This window comes from Stenotrophomonas sp. HMSC10F07, from assembly GCF_001807895.1.
In the GTDB taxonomy this organism is placed as follows: domain Bacteria; phylum Pseudomonadota; class Gammaproteobacteria; order Xanthomonadales; family Xanthomonadaceae; genus Stenotrophomonas; species Stenotrophomonas sepilia.
On the sequence record NZ_KV791393.1, the window covers coordinates 1 to 19,076 of the forward strand.

Here is a 19,076-nt window from a genome sequence, read left to right on the forward strand (position 1 = left end):
ACGGATGCGAGTGGGTTGTTCTACAACTACCAGCGCGAGTACGACCCGGCTGTGGGGCGCTATTCGCAAAGTGATCCGATTGGATTGGAGGGGGGAATAAGTACCTTCGCTTACGTTGAGGGAGATCCCCTTCCGGGAGTAGATCCACACGGGTTAGCGAACTCGGGCAGAACCGAGAAAGTTACTGGTGGGCGCCCGACCACTGTTCGAGTGGATAATCCGCATGTTGAGGGCCAACAACGTCACGCCCACGTTTGCGCGAGAGGCTGTAAGGAAATCATCGTGAACCAGGACGGAAGTGGGAGTCACGGGACGGATCCGGCGGGCCTTTCTGATAGAGTCAAGCAGTTCCTTCGGGGGAAGGGATTTTCGCTCTCGATGTGCGGCGGAGCTCTGAATGTAGCCAAACAAATTGCTCGCGAGGGATGCGAGCGTGGTGATCCAGTCAAATGCGACATATTCAAGGCTTTCGGCGGAGAAGTCATAGTGGAAGGAAACGAAGGGGCATGAAATAGATGAAGATTTACGGGAAAAGACAGCTCGTTGATGACCCCGGCCGGCTAGAGGAGGTGGTTCTGCAAGTCCGGCCAGCTGAAGCGCGCCTCCTTGCCGCGTTCCTGACTGAGTGTGCTCAGGAGATGGAAAGTAACGATGCATGGGAGCATCGCCACTTCTCTGATTGGCAGAGAGGTGCGGATGTAGAGGGGACGTGTGAATTGATCGTCTTCAAGCCATGACGGCCTGAACCGGCAATCTGTCCGAAGATGAATTCGGCACTGTTTCCAAGTGCACTCCGGCCGCTCGCCGCTCGCCGCTCGCCGCGCATGCTGCGCTCCCGGCCGGTGGCGAAGCCCAGATCGCCCCGTACGATGAGGCTGGGCAGTAGCTGGGCACCTATTCAGCCATCGGCCAGGCGCAGCGGCAGGCCATCTCGCTGGACAACTATCCGGTGGCGCTGATCATGTGCCGGATATCGGCGTGCTGGAACTTGCCTACTTGCAGCCAGATCATCTGGGCACACCGCACGTGGTGATCGATCCGGTGCGCGATGTGGCGATCTGGGAGTGGAGCAACAAGAGCGAGGTGTTCGGCAGCCAGATTCCGAGTGCCGATCCGGATGGCGATGGTGTGGCGTTCGAACTGGCGTTGCGCTTCCCGGGCCAGCAGCCACGGATGCGAGCGGGTTGTTTTACAACTATAGTGGTTCGATCAAAACATCAAGGGCGACTCCACCGCTGACTCCGCTGCGGATCAGCTGGCAATCCGCCTCGGACGATCATCTGGGCAAATGAGCCGTACGGGGAGTTGCTCGCAGATGTGCGGGAGCTATCGACCCGGTGGAAACTCCCCTTACTGATGACTCGGATGCCTCAGATGTACGCTCCCAAGCTGCTCCCAATCGTGACGCTGTCAATCGCACTTTCTGGTTGCATGGAAGTTGCCAGCACAGAGTATGCAGACCGCAATCAAGCCGTCTCAAGGCAAGCAATCGGTGAATCGAAATGGTTGCCTTCATGGTTGCCAGAGGATGCAGTCAACATACGCGAGTCGCACGACATGGACACAAATGAATCGTGGCTGGTTTTCCGCCTGACCAGCGGGGTTCTTGCTTTGCCCGAAGAATGTAGGCTGGTGAGCAGGCCGGAGATGTCCGACGCGCGAGTCATGCGGAGATTTCCTCAGTTTGCCCGCAACGCGTGGTCGCGAGCGTCAAGCCATGGCGGCAAGTTCTATCTGTGTCCGGAGGGAAATGTTGGCCGCTGGGTCATGCGCGATGAAGAGCTGGGCCTTGTTTACAGCGGAATAGCGCTATAAGTGGCTGGGCGGTCTCGCCTGGGAAGCGAAATGCGTGGCTGGCACTTTGCGATGTCCTTTCCCGGTGCCTGATTCGCTACTTTCCGGCCGAGCGTCGAGGTCGGGCATGGGTCACATTGACCTCGCCACTGGCCATGTTCGCGAATGGGAAGGCGCTGTCAGAGCATCGCAGGTTCCGGCAGGTCCTGGGGCGCGTGGCCGTGTTGACGACTGTATGGGAGGGGTTCTGGGATGTCGGCTCCATGCTCTATTGTGGCTGCAGCGCAGGCGGTGGATGGAGGCGAATGGAAATGAAAGAAAAAATGAGAGAAAGAGAGGCGCTGTCGCCAACTGGCTTCTATGACCAATACTATGCGGACAGTGGCCTGGATCAGGAAACCGTAGTGGAGCTGCTGGAGCATGTTGCAGACGAGCTTCGTTTGCCCTCCGGGAAGCTCCGTCCTGGAGATCGATTTTCGAAGGAACTGTCGCCTGGTGAAGCTGATGGCTGGGACTCGGGATATGGAGTTTTAATATTCGAGCTTCAATCGCTCGCGAAAGAACGGGGTATTGCAGTCAATCGGCGGGTGGATTCGCTCGACGACTACCTTCGTATCATGGCGGGTATCTATTGATGAGGTTGGTGCGTGCCTGAATGGTTATCGGCGTGAGACGTCGCAGTGCGTACTGAGGATCCGAGGATGCCAAAGGTGAGGTGTGCCGCAGCTGTCATGGCCGGTCTGGTTCTGGCCGGCTGTGCAACATTGGGTGGCGATATGATCCTGTGCGTCTCGGGAAGCGTGCCGCCAGGTCAGGGTGACGTTCGCGCTCTCGATTGTGAGCTGAGCATGCTCGGGGAGGGCGAAGGTGTAGTTTCGTCGAAACCGGTTGGAAGCACATTCTCGGTCCCCATGATGGTCGTTGCAGGGCCGGAACCCCAGAGCTACCAATTCACCGTTGAATGCACGGACGGCCGGAGGTTCGCATCCAAGCCGGTGCTGATCAGTAGTCGGCGCTCCTATGCTCGGGATCTCAACCTTGGGGAGCTTCAGGAGTGGTGAGAGAGAGGAAGGGGCGGACGAGGTCGCACCACCGTGGTATGCATCTGGTGGATTCCAGTAGATGAACCAAGATTTCAACTCTCTCGAATGGTGTGACGCCACGTTGCTGGCCATCAACATTGATAGGAGCAAACCTGGCGTATGCGACGAGGTAAAGGTCCACGTGCGCTGGCCGGACGGCCGGCAGGCAACCGTCTGCTTCTCGGAAGCCTACGGGTGCTCGGCGCTCATGAACTTCGGCGTACTGGGGGAGGAGGGAATAGAGTTCGCCAGGGTCGAGGACGACGAGCCGGGGCTTGCTCATCTTCTTGATCGTTGGAAGGCGGTCGGCTATCCGTTGTCCGGCCTGAAGTGTTTCCGTATCGAGACTACCTCGACCGGAAGCGTAATTCTCATCTACGCCAGGACATGGCGGATCGAGCATCTGCCGATGGCGGGTGCAGTGCCCTGAAAGATATTCCGTGCCCAGATTCCTCACCCCCGACAAGGTCTCCCTCATCCGGGGGAAGGCGCCTGAGAAGACCGAGCGGAGATGTGGCTGGGGTCATGATTTTTGGCCCTGCGGCGACGTTGGCCGCCACACTCTGCAAACTGGGGCCTTGATGATGGTGAGGATCCTGACAGCACTACTTCTGATTGGAGTCGGACTTGGATTCTCTGGCGGCGCATGGGCTGTAGGAAAGCGGCCCTTCAAGATGATCCAGTTCTGCGTGCATGACCAAGAGGGCGTGAATCGGTTCAAGCAGACCCTCAGCTCTATCGCCAAGGACGAAGGAATGCAGTACTTCGATCGCAGCGCTGAATTGGATCGCCAGCTTGCCAGGTCAAAGGTGGACGTGAAGCGCCCTGTCATCTACGTCGGAGTGAAGCGGGAAGATGGCTCAGGACTGGAGGCGGGGAACCTCGGATTGGATCGTTTCGAGATAGCCATCGGCTTCTCTGAAGGGAAGATGCCCGCCGAGGCACGGTCATTTTCTTTCCGCGTCGAACGCACCTTGGCCGAGCGCTGGAATGTACTCGCGATTCCCTCGGCGAAGGGCGCTACGCCGCTGGCATGTCGGGTGGAAGGCGGTTCTCGCTGAAGGGCGTTGCACATGACATTCACCCTTCGGGCTGCAAGCGCCCCACCGCCTGCGCGCACAACGACTGACAGGCCATGACCAACCCCTCCATCACCCGGTCGCCCACGTACTGCCCGGGGTCGCCGTTCTGACGGGTGCGTTCGGCCGCCAGCAGCATTTCCAGCACCACCCGCAACCCGCTCAACGCGCAATCGGCGTCGGCCAGGGCGAGGCAGCGGCCGGGCAGCTGGTGACGCTCCGGCCAGGGTTGCCCGTCGGCCGCCGCACCGGAGCCGATGCGGTGGAGGTTGGCAATGAAGGTGTTCCAGTCAACCGCAGGCGCAGCCGGTGACGAACCGTCGTCAGGGGCGGTGCTGCGGTAGGCGTGCAGAGGCGGGAAGTCCGATTCGTTCATGGCAAGGCTCCGTGCAGGGCAATCGGTAGCCGCCACTCATAAAAGTGGCGGACGGTACGTGGTTCGAACACCGGGTTGATGTCAGTCCGGCGGGCCCGAAGGCCCCCACGCACCGCCCGCCATAGCCGGCAGACGGATTGCCAGCCGGCGCCACGCTGAGGTGGCGCCGGCTGGCAAGCGCATACATCAACATCAACTCGGGTGTTCGAAGCCCGGCCACCCTTTTCCGGTGGCACGCCATCTGAGCCCCTGGCGCTGTGCAATGCCAATCAGAAGAGTTGTAAACATCACTCGATTGGAGACGCTTTCGGCATTCTCCCATGCTGTTAAGCACTGCCAGCGCTGGCTGGCGCGGCGGTCCGCCCGCACCGTGCAATCTGCGACAGATGTCGAGGTTGGGGGGCGTTAGGGAACAAGGGGGGAGGGGCGATGACGACAGGCTCTGCGGGGAGCGACCTGTGTCGAGCATGGCCCGCGTCTACAGGCGCCAAAGCGTGACGTGCGACTCGGGTTGACGTTCCCAGCCACCAAGCGCAGGCTTGCTCAGCACGTTTCCTAAACAGAAGGAGACTTATGACCGCCACCGCTTCGCTGCACCCCACCCCCGACACCCAAGGCCGTTCCCGCCTGTGGAGTGTGTTCTGGCTGCAGGGCGTCATTCCCAGCAACATTCTGTGGGCGGTGGCCCTCTGGGCGCTGGCCAACCAGCGCACCACGCTGCTGCTGGGCGTATTTGCCGTGCTGCTGCTCTATACCGGCTGGATCATCCCGGCGGTCTGGCGGGCGGCGCCCACCGCGCACAACCCCAACCTGGGCGTGGCGGCGCGCGGGCTGACCGTGGCCTGGGGGCTGAACACCGTGCTGGTGATCTTCTTCCTGACCCTGCAGCTGGTGGCTCAATAGAACTGAACGGGCTCGCCGCCACGGTCGAAGGCGGCGAAGCGGCCGATCTGACCGTCATGGATGGCGTTGACCATCAGCCGCAACGGGCGCGCGGCTTCGTCGCTGTTCGGCGCGAAACCGCCACGGCCATCCAGCGCCGCTACGAACACCAGGTCCCAGTCGATGCCGGTGGTGGTCGATTCGGCCGCCAGCGCCTGGAAGCTGGGCACCTCGGCCGGCAGCTTGTCCACGCACAGCACCGGCGACAGGGTGCCGCCCTCGCGGCGGTCATGCCGGTCGCGCTGGTCGCTGGTGGGCGATTCGGGCAGCTCGGCGCGCACGAATACGAACAGCAGGCGTTGCGGTTCAGCCTGCTCGCCGGCGGCGTGCAGCAGTTGCTGGAAATCGTTCATCATCATGAGGGTTGTCACACGCCCGCTGCACGGAAAGCCGCATGCTGCCACAACGCCTGCCGCGCGGGGCCGAACGCGATTGATTTAAGTCATGCCGATGGAACTGAAGGCCGCGTACTCTGGCAATCGTTCCAGCAGGCGAGGGTATCCGGGCCGTTCCGGGCACAGGCAAGACGGTGGAGCAACAAGGTGGACCAGCCATGAGCCAACTCACCGACGGTTTCGGACGCAGCTTTCCGTACCTGCGCCTGTCGTTGACCGAAGCCTGCAACTTCCGTTGCAGCTACTGCCTGCCCGAGGGCTACCAGGCCGATGGCCGCCCGCGCTTCCTGCAGGTGGATGAAATCGCGCGCCTGGTGCGTGCGTTTGCCGCGCTGGGCATGAGCAAGATCCGCCTGACCGGTGGCGAGCCCAGCCTGCGCAAGGACCTGGACGAGATCATCGCCACCGTGGCGGCGGTGCCGGGCATCCGCAAGGTGGCCATCACCACCAATGGCACGCTGCTGCCGCGGCGCTTGCCGGGTTGGCACCGGGCCGGGCTGACCGCGCTGAACGTGAGCATGGACAGCCTGCAGCGCGAACGCTTCCACACCATCACCGGGCATGACCGGCTGCCGGAGATCCAGCAGGGCCTGGCCCTGGCGCAGGCGTTAGGCCTGCCGGCGATCAAGCTCAACGCGGTGCTGCTGCGTGGCCTGAACGACGACGAGCTGCCGCAGTGGATGGAGTACCTGCGCGATCGCCCCTTCAGCGTGCGCTTCATCGAACTGATGCGCACCGGCGACAACGAAGCCTATTTCCAGCGCCACCACCTGCGCGCCGATCGGGTGATCGAGCAGCTGCTGGCCGCTGGCTGGCACGAGCGCCCGCGCGCCGCCGATGCCGGCCCGGCGCGCGAGTTCAGCCACCCTGACCATCGCGGCAGCATCGGCATCATCGCGCCGTATTCGCGTGACTTCTGCAAGGGCTGCAACCGTTTGCGGGTGACCGCCAAGGGCGACCTGCGGCTGTGCCTGTTCGGCGAGTTCGGCGTGCCGCTGCGACCGCTGCTGCAGCGCGATGAGGACCACGACGCGCTGCTGGCACGCATCACCACCCAGCTTGGCCTGAAAGCGGCCGGGCATGGACTGCACCAGGGCCAGACCGGGCTGACCCCGCACCTGGCCTCCATCGGAGGATGAGCAACACGATGAGTGGGGAATTGAATGCGGCCTTCCATATGGCCGATGTCCGTGACAAGCGCATCACCCGCCGCCGTGCGGTGGCGGTGGGCGAGTTGCATGCCGGCCCAGTGGCCTATCCGCTGATCGTCGAGCGCCGCCTGCCCAAAGGCGATGCGCTGGTGATGGCCGAGATTGCCGGCCTGCAGGGCGCCAAGATGGCCTCGATGCTGATGCCGCTGTGCCACCCGCTGCCGCTGGAACTGGTGCAGGTGTTCTGCGCGGCGGTGCCGGAGCGGCAGGCGATCCGCGTGTGGTGCGAGTGCGCCAGCGAGGCGCGCACCGGCGTGGAGATGGAGGCACTGGCCGGCGTCAACGCGGCGCTGCTGACCCTGTACGACCTGAGCAAGCCGGTGGAACCGGCGCTGCGCATCGAAGGTATCCGCCTGCTGTTCAAGGAAGGCGGCAAGCGCGGTGTCTGGCTGCACCCGGATGGCATGGACGAGGCCGAGCGTGAGAGGTTCAAGCCGCGTGCGCCGAAGGGGCTGCAGGGGGCGGCCTGCGCAGTGATCACGCTGAGCGATCGTGCCAGTGAAGGCACCTATGAGGATATCTCTGGCCCGACCCTGGTGACCGGGCTGAAGAAGCTGGGGGGCGAGGTGGTACCCACCGAAGTGCTGCCCGATGGCATCGAGCCGTTGGCGGGCCGCCTGCAGGCCTTGGCCGCCGAGGGCGTGCGCCTGTGCCTGTGTACCGGCGGTACCGGGCTGGGCCCGCGTGACCTGACCCCGGAGGCGCTGCGTTCGTTGAATGCGCGGCCGGTGCATGGCCTGGCGCAGATGGTGCGGGCACTCAGCGCACAGCACACGCCGATGGCCTGGCTGAGCCGCGCCGAGGTGGTGCAGCTGGGCAACATGCTGGTGTTCGCATTGCCGGGCAGCCCTAAAGCGGCGGCGCAGTGCCTGGACATCCTGGCGCCGGTACTGGGCCACGCCCTGTCGATGGTCGATGGCGGTGGCCACTGATGATTGCCTACAGCGAGGCCTTGCAGCACCTGCTGGACGCGGCCACACCGCTGCCGGCCGAACATCTGCCGCTGCATGAGGCCGGGGGCCGCACCCTGGCCAGTGACATCCACAGCGCGCAGTCGCTGCCGCCGTTCGACAATTCGGCGATGGACGGCTTCGCGCTGCGCGCCAACGGCGCGACGTTCGAAGCCGGTACCGAATTCGCGGTGCAGGGTTGGCAAGCGGCCGGCGATGCTGGCGCCGAAGGCGGCGAGGGTGCCTGGGAAATCATGACCGGCGCGCGCATGCCGGTTGGGCTGGGCACGGTGGTGCCGGTCGAGAGTGTGGAGATCCTCGCCAGCGAGGACGGCCGCCCGACCCGCATTGCCCTGAAGGGATTGGTGAAGCCGGGCCAGAACGTGCGCCTGCGCGGCGAGGATGTAAGCGACGGCGAGCGCGTGCTGCAGGCCGGGCAGGTGCTGGATATCAACGCGCGCACCCTGCTGCATGCGATCGGCGTGGGCCAGGTGGCGGTGGTGGCGCGGCCGAAGGCGGCAGTGATCGCTACCGGCAAGGAGTTGGTGACCGAGGCGGCGCAGACGCTGGCGTCCGGGCAGATTCGTGACAGCAACCGGCCATACCTGGTTGGCCGCCTGCAGGCCGCCGGTGCCGAGGTGGTGTGGCAGGGCACGGTGGGCGACGACGTGGCCGCGTTCAATGCGGTGCTGGATGAAGCGCTGGCTGCGGGTGCGCAGCTGTTGATCAGCACCGGCGCGGTGTCGGCCGGTCGCTACGATTTCGTTCCCGACGCGCTGCGCGGACGGGGTGCGCGCATCGTGTTCCACAAGGTGGCGATCCGTCCCGGCAAGCCGTTGCTGTTTGCGGTGCTGCCCAATGGCGCGCTGTACTTCGGCCTGCCGGGCAACCCGGTCTCGGCGGCCGTGGGCCAGCGTTTCTTCGTCGAGCCGGTGCTGCGCCGCCTGCTGGGGCTGGCACCGGAGCCGGTGCTGACGCTGCCGCTGCAGGCCGACGTGCGCACGCCGCCGGGCCTGCGTTTCCATGCGCGGGCGCGGGTGGAAGTGGACGCGCAGGGGCGCCTGAGTGCGCGCGTGCTGTCCGGGCAGGAATCATTCCGTTTGAAGTCCATGCTGCAGGCCAACGCCTGGGTGGTGCTGGAAGGCGAGGGCGGCGTGGCCGCTGCCGGCACGCCAGTGCGCGTGCAGGGCTGGGGTCATCAGGACCCGGTGCAGCTGGCGAGCCAGGAGCCGTGATGAGACAGGTGAATCTGCAGTTGTTCGGTGCGTTTTCCGATCTGGATGCAAGCCGTGAAATCGCGGTGGAGGTGGCCGGTGGCACCGTGGCCGATCTGCGCCAGGCGCTGCGCGAGCTGCTGCCACTGCGTTGGCCGGGTTTCCGTGCCGGCCTGCTGGATTACTCGGCATTCGCCGATCAGCAACGCGTGCTGCGCGACCACGAGGCGCTGCCCGACGATGGCCGGGTGGCGATCCTGCCGCCGGTGAGCGGGGGCTGAGCGATGAGCGAGACGATCATTGCCAAGGTGGTGGACCGCGCGCAGGCGGCGATCGATCCGGCCGAGGGCATCGCGGCGGTCTCCGATCCGGGCTTCGGTGGCATCGATGTGTTCATCGGCAAGGTGCGCGACGTCAACATCGGCCGGCCGGTGACCGGGATCACCTACGACCTGTTCGAGCCGCTGGTGTTGAACGAGTTCAAGCGGTTGGCCGCCGAGGTCGAGGCGACGTTTGGCCCGAAGCTGAAGCTGTATGTGGCCCATGCCAAGGGCCGGCTCGGCATCGGTGATGTGGCGGTGGTGGTGGCCGCCGGCAGCCCGCACCGTGACGAGGCATTCCGGGCCTGCCGGCAGCTGATTGAAGCGGTGAAGCACCAGTGCCCGATCTGGAAACAAGAGCATTACGAGGACGGCGACAGCGAATGGAGCGAGGGCTGCAGCCTCTGCCACGCGGACAGTGAACCCGCCGATGCCCATGACCATGCGCACGATCATCAACATTGATGCCGGCGCAGCCACGCATGGCGTGGCTCTACTGCGATGAGCATCACCGGCATCGTGCTGGCCGGTGGCCTGTCCACCCGGATGGGCCGCGACAAGGCGCTGCTGCCGTGGCAGGGGCGCACGCTGCTGGAACACATGCGGGGCCTGTTGATGCAGGCTGGCGCACGCGAGGTCTGGGTCAGCGGAAATTACCCGGCGTTCGGCGGCATACCGGACCGCGTGGCACGTTGCGGGCCGCTGGGCGGGCTCTACAGCGTGGCGATGCGCATGCCCGATGGCCCGGCCTGGGTGGTGCCGGTGGATACACCGCTGCTGCCGCCGCGATTGCTACAGCAATTGCGTGACGGCCATCGCGGTCCATGCACGATCTTTGCGGGCCACCCCCTGCCCATGCTGGTGGATATAGACGATGCTTGCCGCAACGTACTTGGATCGATGCTGGATGACCCGGACGGCCCGCGCTCGCTGCAGGCCCTGCAGCGCCGTCTTGGCGTGAATTCCGTGGCCCTGGCGCCGATTGACGAGGCCGGGCTGGTCAACTGCAATACCCCCGAACAATGGGAGGATGTTGCGTCATGAAAGTGCAGTTGCAGGACCAATCGGTACGGCTTCGCCTGGACGAGGCCGAACTGGCGCGCCTGCTGGCCGGTGAATCGGTCGAGAACATGACCCGCTTCGGCGGTATCGAGGGTTGGGGCATGGCGGTGTCGCTGCATGGCGGCGAGCGGCCGGTGCTGCTCGATGGTGGCACCTTCTGCCGCCTGGTGCTGCCGCGCCCGGCGGTTGAGGCCTTGGCGGCGCGGCTGCCGTGCCGGGATGGCCTGCCATTCGACATTGCCCTGGAAGATGGCAGCCGGCTTCAGCTGCAGTTCGATGTGGACGTGCGCGACAGCGTGCGCCAGCGCGGAGTCACGCGCCGCAATACCGCTTCATCGGTTTGACATTTGTCAGGGGCAGGGTGAAAACCGGCCCCTGATTGATCCAGATCAACCCCGTCGTAGTTGCCGCACGGCCTAATGGCTGCACGACGACGGGTCACAACTTGAAAGCAATACCCACGTCATTCCACAGCCTTGGAGCCATGTATGACCGTCGGTAGCGATCCTGTTGTCCGCAGCACTGCCCGTCCGGGTCGCGTCATCAGCGACTGGACGCCGGAGGACCCCGGCTATTGGGAGCGCACCGGCAAGCGGGTTGCCACCCGCAACCTGGTCATCTCGATCCCCTCGCTGCTGCTGGCCTTCTCGGTCTGGGTGCTGTTCTCGGCGGTGTCGATCAGCCTGCCGAAGATCGGCTTCAACTTCAGCACCGACCAGCTGTTCTGGCTGGTGGCGCTGCCCAGCCTGTCCGGCGCGACCCTGCGCATCTTCTATTCGTTCGTGATCCCGATCTTCGGCGGCCGCCGCTGGACCGCGCTGTCGACCGCCTCGCTGCTGGCGCCGACGCTCTGGCTCGGCTTTGCGGTGCAGGACCCGGCCACGCCGTACTGGGTGTTCGTGGCCATCGCGATCCTGTGCGGCTTCGGTGGCGCGAACTTCTCATCGTCGATGTCCAACATCTCCTTCTTCTATCCCAAGCAGAAGCAGGGCCTGGCGCTGGGCCTGAACGCTGGCCTGGGCAATGTGGGCGTGTCGGTGGCGCAGGCGGTGATCCCGCTGGTCATCACTGTAGGCGTGTTCGGTGCGCTGGGTGGTGCACCGCAGCCCACGGTGGAGGGTGGGGCACCGCTGTTCCTGCAGAACGCCGGCTTCATCTGGGTGCCGGCCATCGCGCTGTGCGCCATCGCGGCCTGGTTCGGCATGAACGACCTGACCAGCGCCCGCTCGTCGTTCTCCGAGCAGGCGGTGATCTTCCGCCGCAAGCACAACTGGCTGATGTGCTGGTTGTACATCGGTACCTTCGGTTCCTACATCGGTTTCTCGGCCGGCTTCCCGATGCTGGTGAAGAGCCAGTTCCCGGACGTGAACCCGCTGGCCTACGCCTTCATCGGCCCGCTGCTGGGCGCACTGATGCGCTCGGTGGGTGGCAGCATGGCCGACCGCTGGGGTGGCGCACGCCTGACCTTCTGGGTGTTCGCGCTGATGATCGCCGCGGTGTTCGGTGTGTTGCACTTCCTGCCCAGCGATGGCCAGGGCGGCAACTTCCATGGCTTCCTGCTCAGCTTCATGGCGCTGTTCGTGCTCAGTGGCATCGGCAACGGCACGACCTTCCGCATGATCCCGGTGATCTTCCGCACGCTGCATGAGCGCTGGTCGGCCAACGACAACGCCGAGGGCAAGGCTACCGCCGCGCACCAGGCCAGCATCGAGTCGGCTGCGGTGGTCGGCTTTTCCGGTGCGATTGGCGCCTACGGCGGTTTCTTCATTCCCAAGAGCTACGGCTCGTCCATTACGTTGACCGGCAGCCCCGACATGGCGCTGTACGGATTCGTTGTTTTCTATGTCACCTGCCTGGCCGTGACCTGGTGGTGGTACTACCGGCGCGGTGCCGAGACACCCTGCTGACGACATGAAAACGCACCGCAGCCAGATGACACACACAGCCACGATGCCGATGTCCGCAAAGGGAGATCCCCGATGAGTTATTTCCTCGATCGCTTGCAGTTCTTCAAGCGTGACCCCCAGACCTTTGCCGATGGCCATGGATTTGCCAAGAGCGAGGGCCGCGACTGGGAAAACAGTTACCGCGCCCGCTGGCAGTACGACAAGATCGTGCGGTCCACCCATGGGGTGAACTGCACCGGCTCCTGCAGCTGGAAGATCTACGTCAAGAACGGCCTGGTCACCTGGGAAACCCAGCAGACCGATTACCCGCGCACGCGTCCGGACCTGCCCAACCATGAACCGCGTGGCTGCCCGCGTGGCGCCAGCTACTCCTGGTACCTGTACAGCGCCAACCGGCTGAAGTACCCGCTGATCCGCGGCACGCTGCTGCGCCTGTGGCGCGAAGCGCGCAGGAGCAAGGCCCCGGTCGATGCCTGGGCCAGCATTGTTGAAGACAAGGAGAAGGCGCGTTCGTACAAGACCCGCCGCGGCATGGGCGGCTTCGTGCGCCTGCAGTGGGAAGAGGCCAACGAGATCATCGCCGCTTCCAATCTGTACACGGTGAAGCAGTACGGCCCGGACCGCGTGGTCGGCTTCTCGCCGATTCCGGCGATGTCGATGGTGTCCTACGCCGCCGGCGCGCGTTACCTGTCGCTGCTGGGCGGCGCCTGCCTGTCGTTCTACGACTGGTACTGCGATCTGCCGCCGGCCTCGCCGCAGATCTGGGGCGAGCAGACCGACGTGCCCGAATCGGCCGACTGGTACAACAGCCGCTACATCATCGCCTGGGGCTCGAACGTGCCGCAGACGCGTACGCCCGATGCGCACTTCTTCACCGAAGCGCGCTACAACGGCACCAAGACGGTGGCGATCTGCCCGGACTATTCCGAGCTGGCCAAGCTGACCGACCACTGGCTGCACCCCAAGCAGGGCACCGACGCTGCGCTGGCGTTTGCGTTCGGCCATGTGATCCTGCGTGAGTTCCATGTCGATTCGCCCTCGCAGTATTTCCAGGACTACTGCCGCCAGTACTCGGACATGCCGATGCTGGTGCGCCTGGAGCGCCGCGACGATGGCCGCCTGGTGGCGGGCCGCTTCCTGCGCGCCAGTGAGCTGGGCGGGCTGGGTGAAGCCAACAACCCGGACTGGAAGACCCTGGCCTACGACGAGAACAGCGGCCAGATCGTGGTGCCCAATGGCTCGATCGGTTTCCGCTGGGGTGAAAAGGGCCGCTGGAACATCGAAGAGAAGGCCAGCAATGGCGCCGACACGCGCCTGCGCCTGAGCTTGTCCGACGCCAACGACGGCATCGAGGCGGTGAGCTTCCCGTACTTCGGTGGCATTGAAAGCGACGGCTGGACCGCCGCACCGGCCGAAGACGTACTGGACCGCAACATTCCGGTGCGCCGCCTGGCCACGGTCGACGGCGGCGAGACGCTGGTGGCCACGGTCTACGATCTGCTGCTGGCCCAGTACGGCGTGGACCGTGGCTTTGGCGGCGGCAACGTGGCATCGAGCTTCGATGACAGGGTGCCGGGCACGCCGGCGTGGCAGGAGCGCATCACCGGCGTGTCGCGCGCCGAGGTGATCGAGATCGCCCGCGAGTTCGCGCGTACCGCCGACAAGACCCACGGCCGCTCGATGATCATCGTCGGCGCGGGCATGAACCACTGGTTCCACAACGACATGAACTACCGCGGCCTGATCAACATGCTGATCATGTGTGGTTGCGTGGGCCAGACCGGCGGCGGCTGGGCGCATTACGTGGGCCAGGAGAAGCTGCGCCCGCAGACCGGCTGGCAGCCGCTCGCGTTCGGCCTGGACTGGAGCAAGCCGCCGCGCCACATGAACGGCACCTCGTTCTTCTATTTCAACACCGGGCAGTGGCGTTACGAGAAGCTGCAGGTGGACGAGCTGCTGTCGCCGCTGGCCGATGCCCGCAAGTACAGCGGCAGCCTGGCCGACCTGAACCTGCGCGCGGTGCGCATGGGCTGGCTGCCGAGCACCCCGCAGCTGGACCGCAACCCGCTGCAGTTGGTACGCGAGGCCGAAGCGGCCGGCGTGGCCCCGGCGGACTACGCGCTGGGCAAGTTCAAGGATGGCTCGCTGGACTTCGCCTTCGCCGACCCGGACGCCAGCCAGAACCACCCGCGCATGATGTTCATCTGGCGCTCGAACCTGCTCGGTTCCTCGGGCAAGGGCCACGAGTACATGCTGCGGCACCTGCTGGGTACGCGCCACGGGCTGCAGGGCAAGGACCTGGGCGAAATGGGCGCAGTGAAGCCGCAGGAGGTGAAGTGGCGCGACGACGCGCCGGAAGGCAAGCTGGACCTGCTGGTCACGCTCGACTTCCGCATGTGCACCACCGCGCTGTACTCGGACATCGTGCTGCCGACGGCAACCTGGTACGAGAAGGACGACCTCAACACCTCGGACATGCACCCGTTCATCCACCCGCTGTCCAAGGCGGTGGACCCTGCGTGGGAATCGCGCAGCGACTGGGACATCTTCAAGGAGGTGGCCCGCACCGTGAGCGAGATGGCGCCGGGCGTGCTGGGCGTGGAGAAGGACCTGGTGCTGGTGCCGACCCTGCACGACACCCCCAACGAGCTGGGCATGCCGTTCGGCGTGGCCGACTGGAAGAAGGGCGAGTGCGAGGCCATTCCGGGCCAGACCATGCCGTCGATGACGGTGGTGGAGCGTGACTACCCGAACCTGTACCGCAAGTTCACCTCGCTCGGCCCACTGCTGGACACGCAGGGCAACGGCGGCAAGGGCATGAGCTGGGACACGAAGCACGAGGTCGAGTTCCTCGGCAAGTTGAACCACACCGTGCACGAAGAAGGCATAAGCCGGGGGCGCCCGGCCATCTCGACCGCGATCGACGCGGCCGAAGTAATCCTGCACCTGGCGCCGGAAACCAACGGCCACGTGGCGGTGAAGGCTTGGGAATCGCTGGGCGCCTTCACCGGTCGCGAGCATACGCATCTGGCGGTGGGCAAGGAGCACGAGGCGATCCGCTTCCGTGACATCCAGGCGCAGCCGCGCAAGATCATCTCTTCGCCGATCTGGTCGGGACTGGAAGACGACAACGTCAGCTACAACGCCGGCTATACCAACGTGCACGAGCTGATTCCGTGGCGCACGGTGACCGGTCGCCAGCAGTTCTACCAGGACCACGAATGGATGATCGACTTCGGCGAGGCCTTCATGAGCTATCGCCCGCCCGTCAACACGCGCACGGTGGAGCCGCTGCTGAACCAGCGCCCGAACGGCAACAAGGAGATCGTGCTGAACTGGATCACCCCGCACCAGAAGTGGGGCATCCACAGCACCTACAGCGACAACCTGATCATGCAGACGCTGTCGCGCGGTGGTCCGATCGTGTGGATCAGCGAGGACGACGCGCGCAGTGCCGGCATCGTCGACAACGACTGGATCGAGCTGTTCAACGTCAACGGTGCGATCGCCGCGCGTGCGGTGGTCAGCCAGCGCGTGATGCCGGGCATGGCGATGATGTACCACGCGCAGGAACGCATCATCAACGTGCCGGGCTCGGAGATTTCCGGCACCCGCGGCGGCATCCACAACTCGGTGACCCGCATCGTGCTCAAGCCGACCCACATGATCGGCGGCTACGCGCAGCTGGCCTATGGCTTCAACTACTACGGCACCTGCGGAACCAACCGCGACGAGTTCGTGATCGTGCGAAAGATGGACAAGATCGATTGGCTGGACGATGAGGCAGTACCTGCAGCTGTAAAGGAGGTGGTGTGATGAAGGTCCGTGCACAGATCGCGATGGTGCTGAACCTGGACAAGTGCATCGGCTGCCATACCTGCTCGATCACCTGCAAGAACGTCTGGACCTCGCGCGAGGGCGTCGAGTACGCCTGGTTCAACAACGTGGAAACCAAGCCGGGCATCGGCTACCCGAAGGAATGGGAGAACCAGGACAAGTGGAACGGCGGCTGGGTGCGCACCCGCGCCGGCAAGCTGGTGCCACGCGCGGGTGGCCGCTGGCGCATGCTGGCCAAGATCTTCGCCAACCCGGACCTGCCGCAGATCGACGACTACTACGAGCCGTTCGATTTCGACTACCAGAACCTGCACACCGCCAAGGACAGCCAGCACCAGCCGACCGCACGCCCGCGTTCGCTGATCAGTGGCGAGCGCATGCAGAAGATCGAGTGGGGCCCGAACTGGGAGGAGATCCTCGGTTCGGAGTTCAGCAAGCGCTCACGCGACTACAACTTCGACCAAGTGCAGAAGGAGATCTACGGCGCCTTCGAAAAGACCTTCATGATGTACCTGCCGCGCCTGTGCGAGCACTGCCTGAACCCGGCGTGCGTCTCGGCGTGCCCCTCGGGCGCGATCTACAAGCGCGAGGAAGACGGCATCGTGCTGATCGACCAGGACAAGTGCCGCGGCTGGCGCATGTGCGTGTCGGCGTGCCCGTACAAGAAGATCTACTACAACTGGAAGAGCGGCAAGTCGGAGAAGTGCATCTTCTGCTACCCGCGCATCGAGATGGGTGAGCCAACCGTGTGCTCGGAAACCTGCGTGGGCCGCATCCGCTACCTGGGCGTGATGCTGTACGACGCCGACCGCATCGCCGAGGCCGCTTCGGTAGCCGCCGAGAAGGACCTGTACCAGGCCCACCTGGACATCTTCCTGGACCCGAACGATCCGGCAGTGATCGCCGCCGCGCGCAAGGAAGGCATCCCGGACAGCTGGCTGGATGCGGCCAAGCAGTCGCCGGTGTACAAGCTGGCGATCGACTGGAAGCTGGCGCTGCCGCTGCACCCGGAATACCGCACGCTGCCGATGGTCTGGTATGTGCCGCCGCTGTCGCCGATCCAGTCCGCCGCCGAGCGTGGCCGCGTGGGCATGAGCGGCGAGCTGCCGGACGTGGCGTCGCTGCGCATCCCGATGCGCTATTTGGCCAACCTGCTGACGGCCGGTGACGAGGCGCCGGTGGTACGCGCGCTGGAGCGGCTGATGGCGATGCGTGCCTGGCGCCGGGCCAAGAACGTGGACGGCGTGGAAGACACCGCGGTGCTGGAACAGACCGGGCTGAGCATCGCCCAGGTGGAAGAGATGTACCGCTATCTGGCCATTGCCAACTACGAGGACCGTTTCGTGATTCCGACCGGCCACCGCGAGTACGCCAACGACGCCTTCGGTGAGCGCGGCGGCTGCGGCTTCACCTTCGGAAACGGTTGCAATGGTGACAGCCCGGCGGACCTGTTCGGGCAGCGCAAGACCACCACCTTCGTGGTGGACAAGGGCCCGAACCAGCGCCGCAAGGAGGTGGTGTGATGAGCGTGCTCAAGCTGGTCGGGGTGTTGCTGGACTACCCCCGCGAGGAACTGTGGGAGCACGGCGAGGAGCTGCTCGCCGCCTGTGACGACCCGGCGCTGAACCCCGCCCGCCGCCAGCAGCTGCGCAGCTTCGTGCAGCAGCTGCTGGCCACCGACGCGCTGGATGCACAGGCGGCGTGGCTGGCCAGTTTCGACCGCGGCCGTTCGATGAGCCTGTTGCTTTTCGAACACATCCATGGCGAGTCGCGCGACCGCGGCCAGGCCATGGTCGATCTGGTCGAAACCTACCGCCGCAACGGCTTCGAACTGGATGCCCGCGAGCTGCCGGATTACCTGCCGTTGCTGCTGGAGTTCCTGGCCCACCGCCCCGGTAGCGAGGCCCGCGAGTGGCTGCACCACATCGGCCATATCGCCGGGATGCTGGCCGCGCGTGCCGCCGAGCGTGAGCTGCCGCACCGGGTGCTGTTCGAGATCCTGGTCGAAGCCGGTGACGGCAAGGCCGATCTGCAGGCGCTGCGCCAGCGTGCCAGCGAGGAAGTCCGCGACGATACCGCCGAGGCCATGGACCGCTTGTGGGAGGAGGAGGCGGTGCGCTTCGGCGCCGAAGCCCCTGCCGAAGACTGCAAGCCGCCCGTGCGTTCGCCGGCCCGTCCTTCGCATCGTGAGGTCCAGCCATGAGTTACTCCCTGCATCAATTCGCCTTCCAGTACTACCCGTACATCGCCGTGGCAGTGCTGCTGATCGGCAGCTGGGCCCGCTATGACAAGGCCATGTACACCTGGCGCACCGGCTCCAGTCAGATGCTGTCGGACAAGGGCATGCGGCTCGGCAGCAACTGCTTCCACATCGGCATCCTGGCCATTCTCGGCGGCCACCTGGTCGGGCTGCTGACGCCGCACGCGGTGTACGAGCACTTCATCACCTCCTCGCAGAAGCAGATGCTGGCGATGGTGGTCGGTGGTGTGTTCGGCGCACTGTGCTTCATCGGTATCAGCATCCTGCTGGTACGCCGCCTGTTCAATGCGCGTGTTCGGGCTACCGGCAGCTTCGGTGACACCCTGGTGCTGGTGCTGCTGTTCGCGCAGCTGTGCCTGGGCCTTTACAGCATCCGCGTCTCGTCCGGTCACCTGGACGGCGGGGTGATGGTGCAGCTGGCCGAGTGGGCGCAGCACATCGTGACCTTCCGTGCCGGTGCCGCTGATTACATCGAGGGCGTCAGCTGGGTCTACAAGATGCATATCTTCCTGGGCCTGACCCTGTTCCTGATCGCGCCGTTCACCCGCCTGGTGCACGTATGGAGCATTCCGATCAGTTACCTGTGGCGGCCCTACCAGGTGGTGCGCCGCCGTCAGGCCACGCTGCGCTATGGGCCGCGGGAGTAA

At 64.9% G+C, this 19,076-nt stretch carries 20 protein-coding genes and 1 pseudogene; 19 read left to right on the forward strand and 2 right to left on the reverse strand.

The features are described from left to right. Positions 1-15: 15 nt before the first annotated feature. The 6 genes and pseudogenes from HMPREF3114_RS20620 to HMPREF3114_RS11200 all read left to right on the forward strand — a co-directional run bounded on the left by HMPREF3114_RS20620 (position 16) and on the right by HMPREF3114_RS11200 (position 3,937). Positions 16-510, forward strand: coding sequence for an RHS repeat-associated core domain-containing protein (locus HMPREF3114_RS20620; protein ID WP_083297595.1), 495 nt, complete (start codon positions 16-18; stop codon positions 508-510). 325 nt (positions 511-835) lie between these two features. After that, positions 836-1,199: pseudogene (locus HMPREF3114_RS20625) on the forward strand (RHS repeat protein); the annotation flags it as partial. 175 nt (positions 1,200-1,374) lie between these two features. Continuing rightward, positions 1,375-1,815 (forward strand): YbbD-related protein, encoded by a 441-nt coding sequence (locus HMPREF3114_RS21005; RefSeq protein WP_141239332.1) that lies wholly within the window; start codon positions 1,375-1,377, stop codon positions 1,813-1,815. Positions 1,816-2,099: 284 nt separating this feature from the next. Next, positions 2,100-2,429: a hypothetical protein gene (locus tag HMPREF3114_RS11190; RefSeq protein WP_141750810.1), complete on the forward strand. Its 330-nt coding sequence runs from the start codon at positions 2,100-2,102 to the stop codon at positions 2,427-2,429. 487 nt (positions 2,430-2,916) lie between these two features. Continuing rightward, positions 2,917-3,306 (forward strand): hypothetical protein, encoded by a 390-nt coding sequence (locus tag HMPREF3114_RS11195; RefSeq protein ID WP_070489794.1) that lies wholly within the window; start codon positions 2,917-2,919, stop codon positions 3,304-3,306. Between the two features lie 244 nt (positions 3,307-3,550). Next, the gene (locus tag HMPREF3114_RS11200; RefSeq protein ID WP_070489821.1) at positions 3,551-3,937 is read left to right on the forward strand and encodes a hypothetical protein; all 387 of its coding nucleotides are present in this window, start codon (positions 3,551-3,553) and stop codon (positions 3,935-3,937) included. 19 nt (positions 3,938-3,956) lie between these two features. Here the strand turns inward: HMPREF3114_RS11200 and HMPREF3114_RS11205 are convergent, their stop codons facing one another. Beyond that, positions 3,957-4,331, reverse strand: coding sequence for a hypothetical protein (locus HMPREF3114_RS11205; RefSeq protein WP_053499751.1), 375 nt, complete (start codon positions 4,329-4,331; stop codon positions 3,957-3,959). Between the two features lie 573 nt (positions 4,332-4,904). Between HMPREF3114_RS11205 and HMPREF3114_RS11210 the strand changes: the two genes are divergently transcribed. After that, on the forward strand, positions 4,905-5,234 hold the full coding sequence (locus HMPREF3114_RS11210) for a hypothetical protein (protein ID WP_005416862.1): 330 nt from the start codon (positions 4,905-4,907) through the stop codon (positions 5,232-5,234). Here the strand turns inward: HMPREF3114_RS11210 and HMPREF3114_RS11215 are convergent. Beyond that, positions 5,228-5,632 carry a hypothetical protein gene (locus HMPREF3114_RS11215; RefSeq protein ID WP_032954242.1) on the reverse strand — a complete coding sequence of 135 codons (405 nt, stop codon included), beginning with the start codon at positions 5,630-5,632 and terminating at the stop codon, positions 5,228-5,230. The two genes, HMPREF3114_RS11210 and HMPREF3114_RS11215, sit on opposite strands and share 7 nt — an antisense overlap. Before the next feature lie 194 nt (positions 5,633-5,826). Here HMPREF3114_RS11215 and moaA point away from each other — a divergent pair, with 194 nt between their 5' ends. The 12 genes from moaA (at position 5,827) to narI (ending at position 19,076) form a co-directional block, all read left to right on the forward strand. Then, positions 5,827-6,807, forward strand: a complete 981-nt coding sequence (gene moaA / locus HMPREF3114_RS11220; RefSeq protein WP_070489796.1) for a GTP 3',8-cyclase MoaA — start codon at positions 5,827-5,829, stop codon at positions 6,805-6,807. Positions 6,808-6,815: 8 nt separating this feature from the next. Then, complete coding sequence (gene moaCB, locus HMPREF3114_RS11225; RefSeq protein WP_070489798.1) at positions 6,816-7,811, forward strand: bifunctional molybdenum cofactor biosynthesis protein MoaC/MoaB; 996 nt, start codon at positions 6,816-6,818, stop codon at positions 7,809-7,811. Beyond that, positions 7,811-9,064 (forward strand): molybdopterin molybdotransferase MoeA, encoded by a 1,254-nt coding sequence (locus HMPREF3114_RS11230; protein ID WP_070489800.1) that lies wholly within the window; start codon positions 7,811-7,813, stop codon positions 9,062-9,064. Before moaCB ends, HMPREF3114_RS11230 begins: the two co-directional genes overlap by 1 nt. Further along, positions 9,064-9,324, forward strand: a complete 261-nt coding sequence (locus HMPREF3114_RS11235; protein ID WP_005413671.1) for a MoaD/ThiS family protein — start codon at positions 9,064-9,066, stop codon at positions 9,322-9,324. The genes HMPREF3114_RS11230 and HMPREF3114_RS11235 overlap by 1 nt, the downstream gene beginning before the upstream one ends. 3 nt (positions 9,325-9,327) lie before the next feature. After that, positions 9,328-9,828, forward strand: a complete 501-nt coding sequence (locus HMPREF3114_RS11240) for a molybdenum cofactor biosynthesis protein MoaE (RefSeq protein WP_053499744.1) — start codon at positions 9,328-9,330, stop codon at positions 9,826-9,828. A gap of 36 nt (positions 9,829-9,864) precedes the next feature. After that, positions 9,865-10,407: a molybdenum cofactor guanylyltransferase gene (locus tag HMPREF3114_RS11245; protein ID WP_053499742.1), complete on the forward strand. Its 543-nt coding sequence runs from the start codon at positions 9,865-9,867 to the stop codon at positions 10,405-10,407. Next, positions 10,404-10,769 carry a hypothetical protein gene (locus tag HMPREF3114_RS11250; RefSeq protein ID WP_053499740.1) on the forward strand — a complete coding sequence of 122 codons (366 nt, stop codon included), beginning with the start codon at positions 10,404-10,406 and terminating at the stop codon, positions 10,767-10,769. Before HMPREF3114_RS11245 ends, HMPREF3114_RS11250 begins: the two co-directional genes overlap by 4 nt. Positions 10,770-10,913: 144 nt before the next feature. Further along, on the forward strand, positions 10,914-12,332 hold the full coding sequence (locus tag HMPREF3114_RS11255) for a NarK family nitrate/nitrite MFS transporter (protein WP_053499738.1): 1,419 nt from the start codon (positions 10,914-10,916) through the stop codon (positions 12,330-12,332). A 72-nt stretch (positions 12,333-12,404) separates the two neighbouring features. Continuing rightward, positions 12,405-16,148, forward strand: coding sequence for a nitrate reductase subunit alpha (locus HMPREF3114_RS11260; protein WP_053499736.1), 3,744 nt, complete (start codon positions 12,405-12,407; stop codon positions 16,146-16,148). After that, on the forward strand, positions 16,148-17,692 hold the full coding sequence (gene narH, locus HMPREF3114_RS11265) for a nitrate reductase subunit beta (protein WP_053499734.1): 1,545 nt from the start codon (positions 16,148-16,150) through the stop codon (positions 17,690-17,692). The genes HMPREF3114_RS11260 and narH overlap by 1 nt, the downstream gene beginning before the upstream one ends. Next, on the forward strand, positions 17,692-18,372 hold the full coding sequence (gene narJ, locus HMPREF3114_RS11270) for a nitrate reductase molybdenum cofactor assembly chaperone (protein WP_005416842.1): 681 nt from the start codon (positions 17,692-17,694) through the stop codon (positions 18,370-18,372). The genes narH and narJ overlap by 1 nt, the downstream gene beginning before the upstream one ends. Continuing rightward, complete coding sequence (narI, locus tag HMPREF3114_RS11275; RefSeq protein ID WP_005416840.1) at positions 18,369-19,076, forward strand: respiratory nitrate reductase subunit gamma; 708 nt, start codon at positions 18,369-18,371, stop codon at positions 19,074-19,076. Before narJ ends, narI begins: the two co-directional genes overlap by 4 nt.

What these genes read in the sequence shown, in the direction of transcription:
- HMPREF3114_RS11215 (WP_032954242.1), bottom strand. Translation starts at nt 5,632, where the DNA reads ATGATGATGAACGATTTCCAGCAACTGCTGCACGCCGCCGGCGAGCAG.
- HMPREF3114_RS11245 (WP_053499742.1), top strand. Translation starts at nt 9,865, where the DNA reads ATGAGCATCACCGGCATCGTGCTGGCCGGTGGCCTGTCCACCCGGATG.
- HMPREF3114_RS11230 (WP_070489800.1), top strand. Translation starts at nt 7,811, where the DNA reads ATGATTGCCTACAGCGAGGCCTTGCAGCACCTGCTGGACGCGGCCACA.
- HMPREF3114_RS11260 (WP_053499736.1), top strand. Translation starts at nt 12,405, where the DNA reads ATGAGTTATTTCCTCGATCGCTTGCAGTTCTTCAAGCGTGACCCCCAG.
- HMPREF3114_RS11250 (WP_053499740.1), top strand. Translation starts at nt 10,404, where the DNA reads ATGAAAGTGCAGTTGCAGGACCAATCGGTACGGCTTCGCCTGGACGAG.
- HMPREF3114_RS11240 (WP_053499744.1), top strand. Translation starts at nt 9,328, where the DNA reads ATGAGCGAGACGATCATTGCCAAGGTGGTGGACCGCGCGCAGGCGGCG.
- narH (WP_053499734.1), top strand. Translation starts at nt 16,148, where the DNA reads ATGAAGGTCCGTGCACAGATCGCGATGGTGCTGAACCTGGACAAGTGC.
- moaA (WP_070489796.1), top strand. Translation starts at nt 5,827, where the DNA reads ATGAGCCAACTCACCGACGGTTTCGGACGCAGCTTTCCGTACCTGCGC.
- narJ (WP_005416842.1), top strand. Translation starts at nt 17,692, where the DNA reads ATGAGCGTGCTCAAGCTGGTCGGGGTGTTGCTGGACTACCCCCGCGAG.
- HMPREF3114_RS11255 (WP_053499738.1), top strand. Translation starts at nt 10,914, where the DNA reads ATGACCGTCGGTAGCGATCCTGTTGTCCGCAGCACTGCCCGTCCGGGT.
- HMPREF3114_RS11205 (WP_053499751.1), bottom strand. Translation starts at nt 4,331, where the DNA reads ATGAACGAATCGGACTTCCCGCCTCTGCACGCCTACCGCAGCACCGCC.
- narI (WP_005416840.1), top strand. Translation starts at nt 18,369, where the DNA reads ATGAGTTACTCCCTGCATCAATTCGCCTTCCAGTACTACCCGTACATC.
- HMPREF3114_RS11200 (WP_070489821.1), top strand. Translation starts at nt 3,551, where the DNA reads ATGATCCAGTTCTGCGTGCATGACCAAGAGGGCGTGAATCGGTTCAAG.
- moaCB (WP_070489798.1), top strand. Translation starts at nt 6,816, where the DNA reads ATGAGTGGGGAATTGAATGCGGCCTTCCATATGGCCGATGTCCGTGAC.
- HMPREF3114_RS21005 (WP_141239332.1), top strand. Translation starts at nt 1,375, where the DNA reads ATGTACGCTCCCAAGCTGCTCCCAATCGTGACGCTGTCAATCGCACTT.
- HMPREF3114_RS11235 (WP_005413671.1), top strand. Translation starts at nt 9,064, where the DNA reads ATGAGACAGGTGAATCTGCAGTTGTTCGGTGCGTTTTCCGATCTGGAT.
- HMPREF3114_RS11190 (WP_141750810.1), top strand. Translation starts at nt 2,100, where the DNA reads ATGGAAATGAAAGAAAAAATGAGAGAAAGAGAGGCGCTGTCGCCAACT.
- HMPREF3114_RS11210 (WP_005416862.1), top strand. Translation starts at nt 4,905, where the DNA reads ATGACCGCCACCGCTTCGCTGCACCCCACCCCCGACACCCAAGGCCGT.
- HMPREF3114_RS11195 (WP_070489794.1), top strand. Translation starts at nt 2,917, where the DNA reads ATGAACCAAGATTTCAACTCTCTCGAATGGTGTGACGCCACGTTGCTG.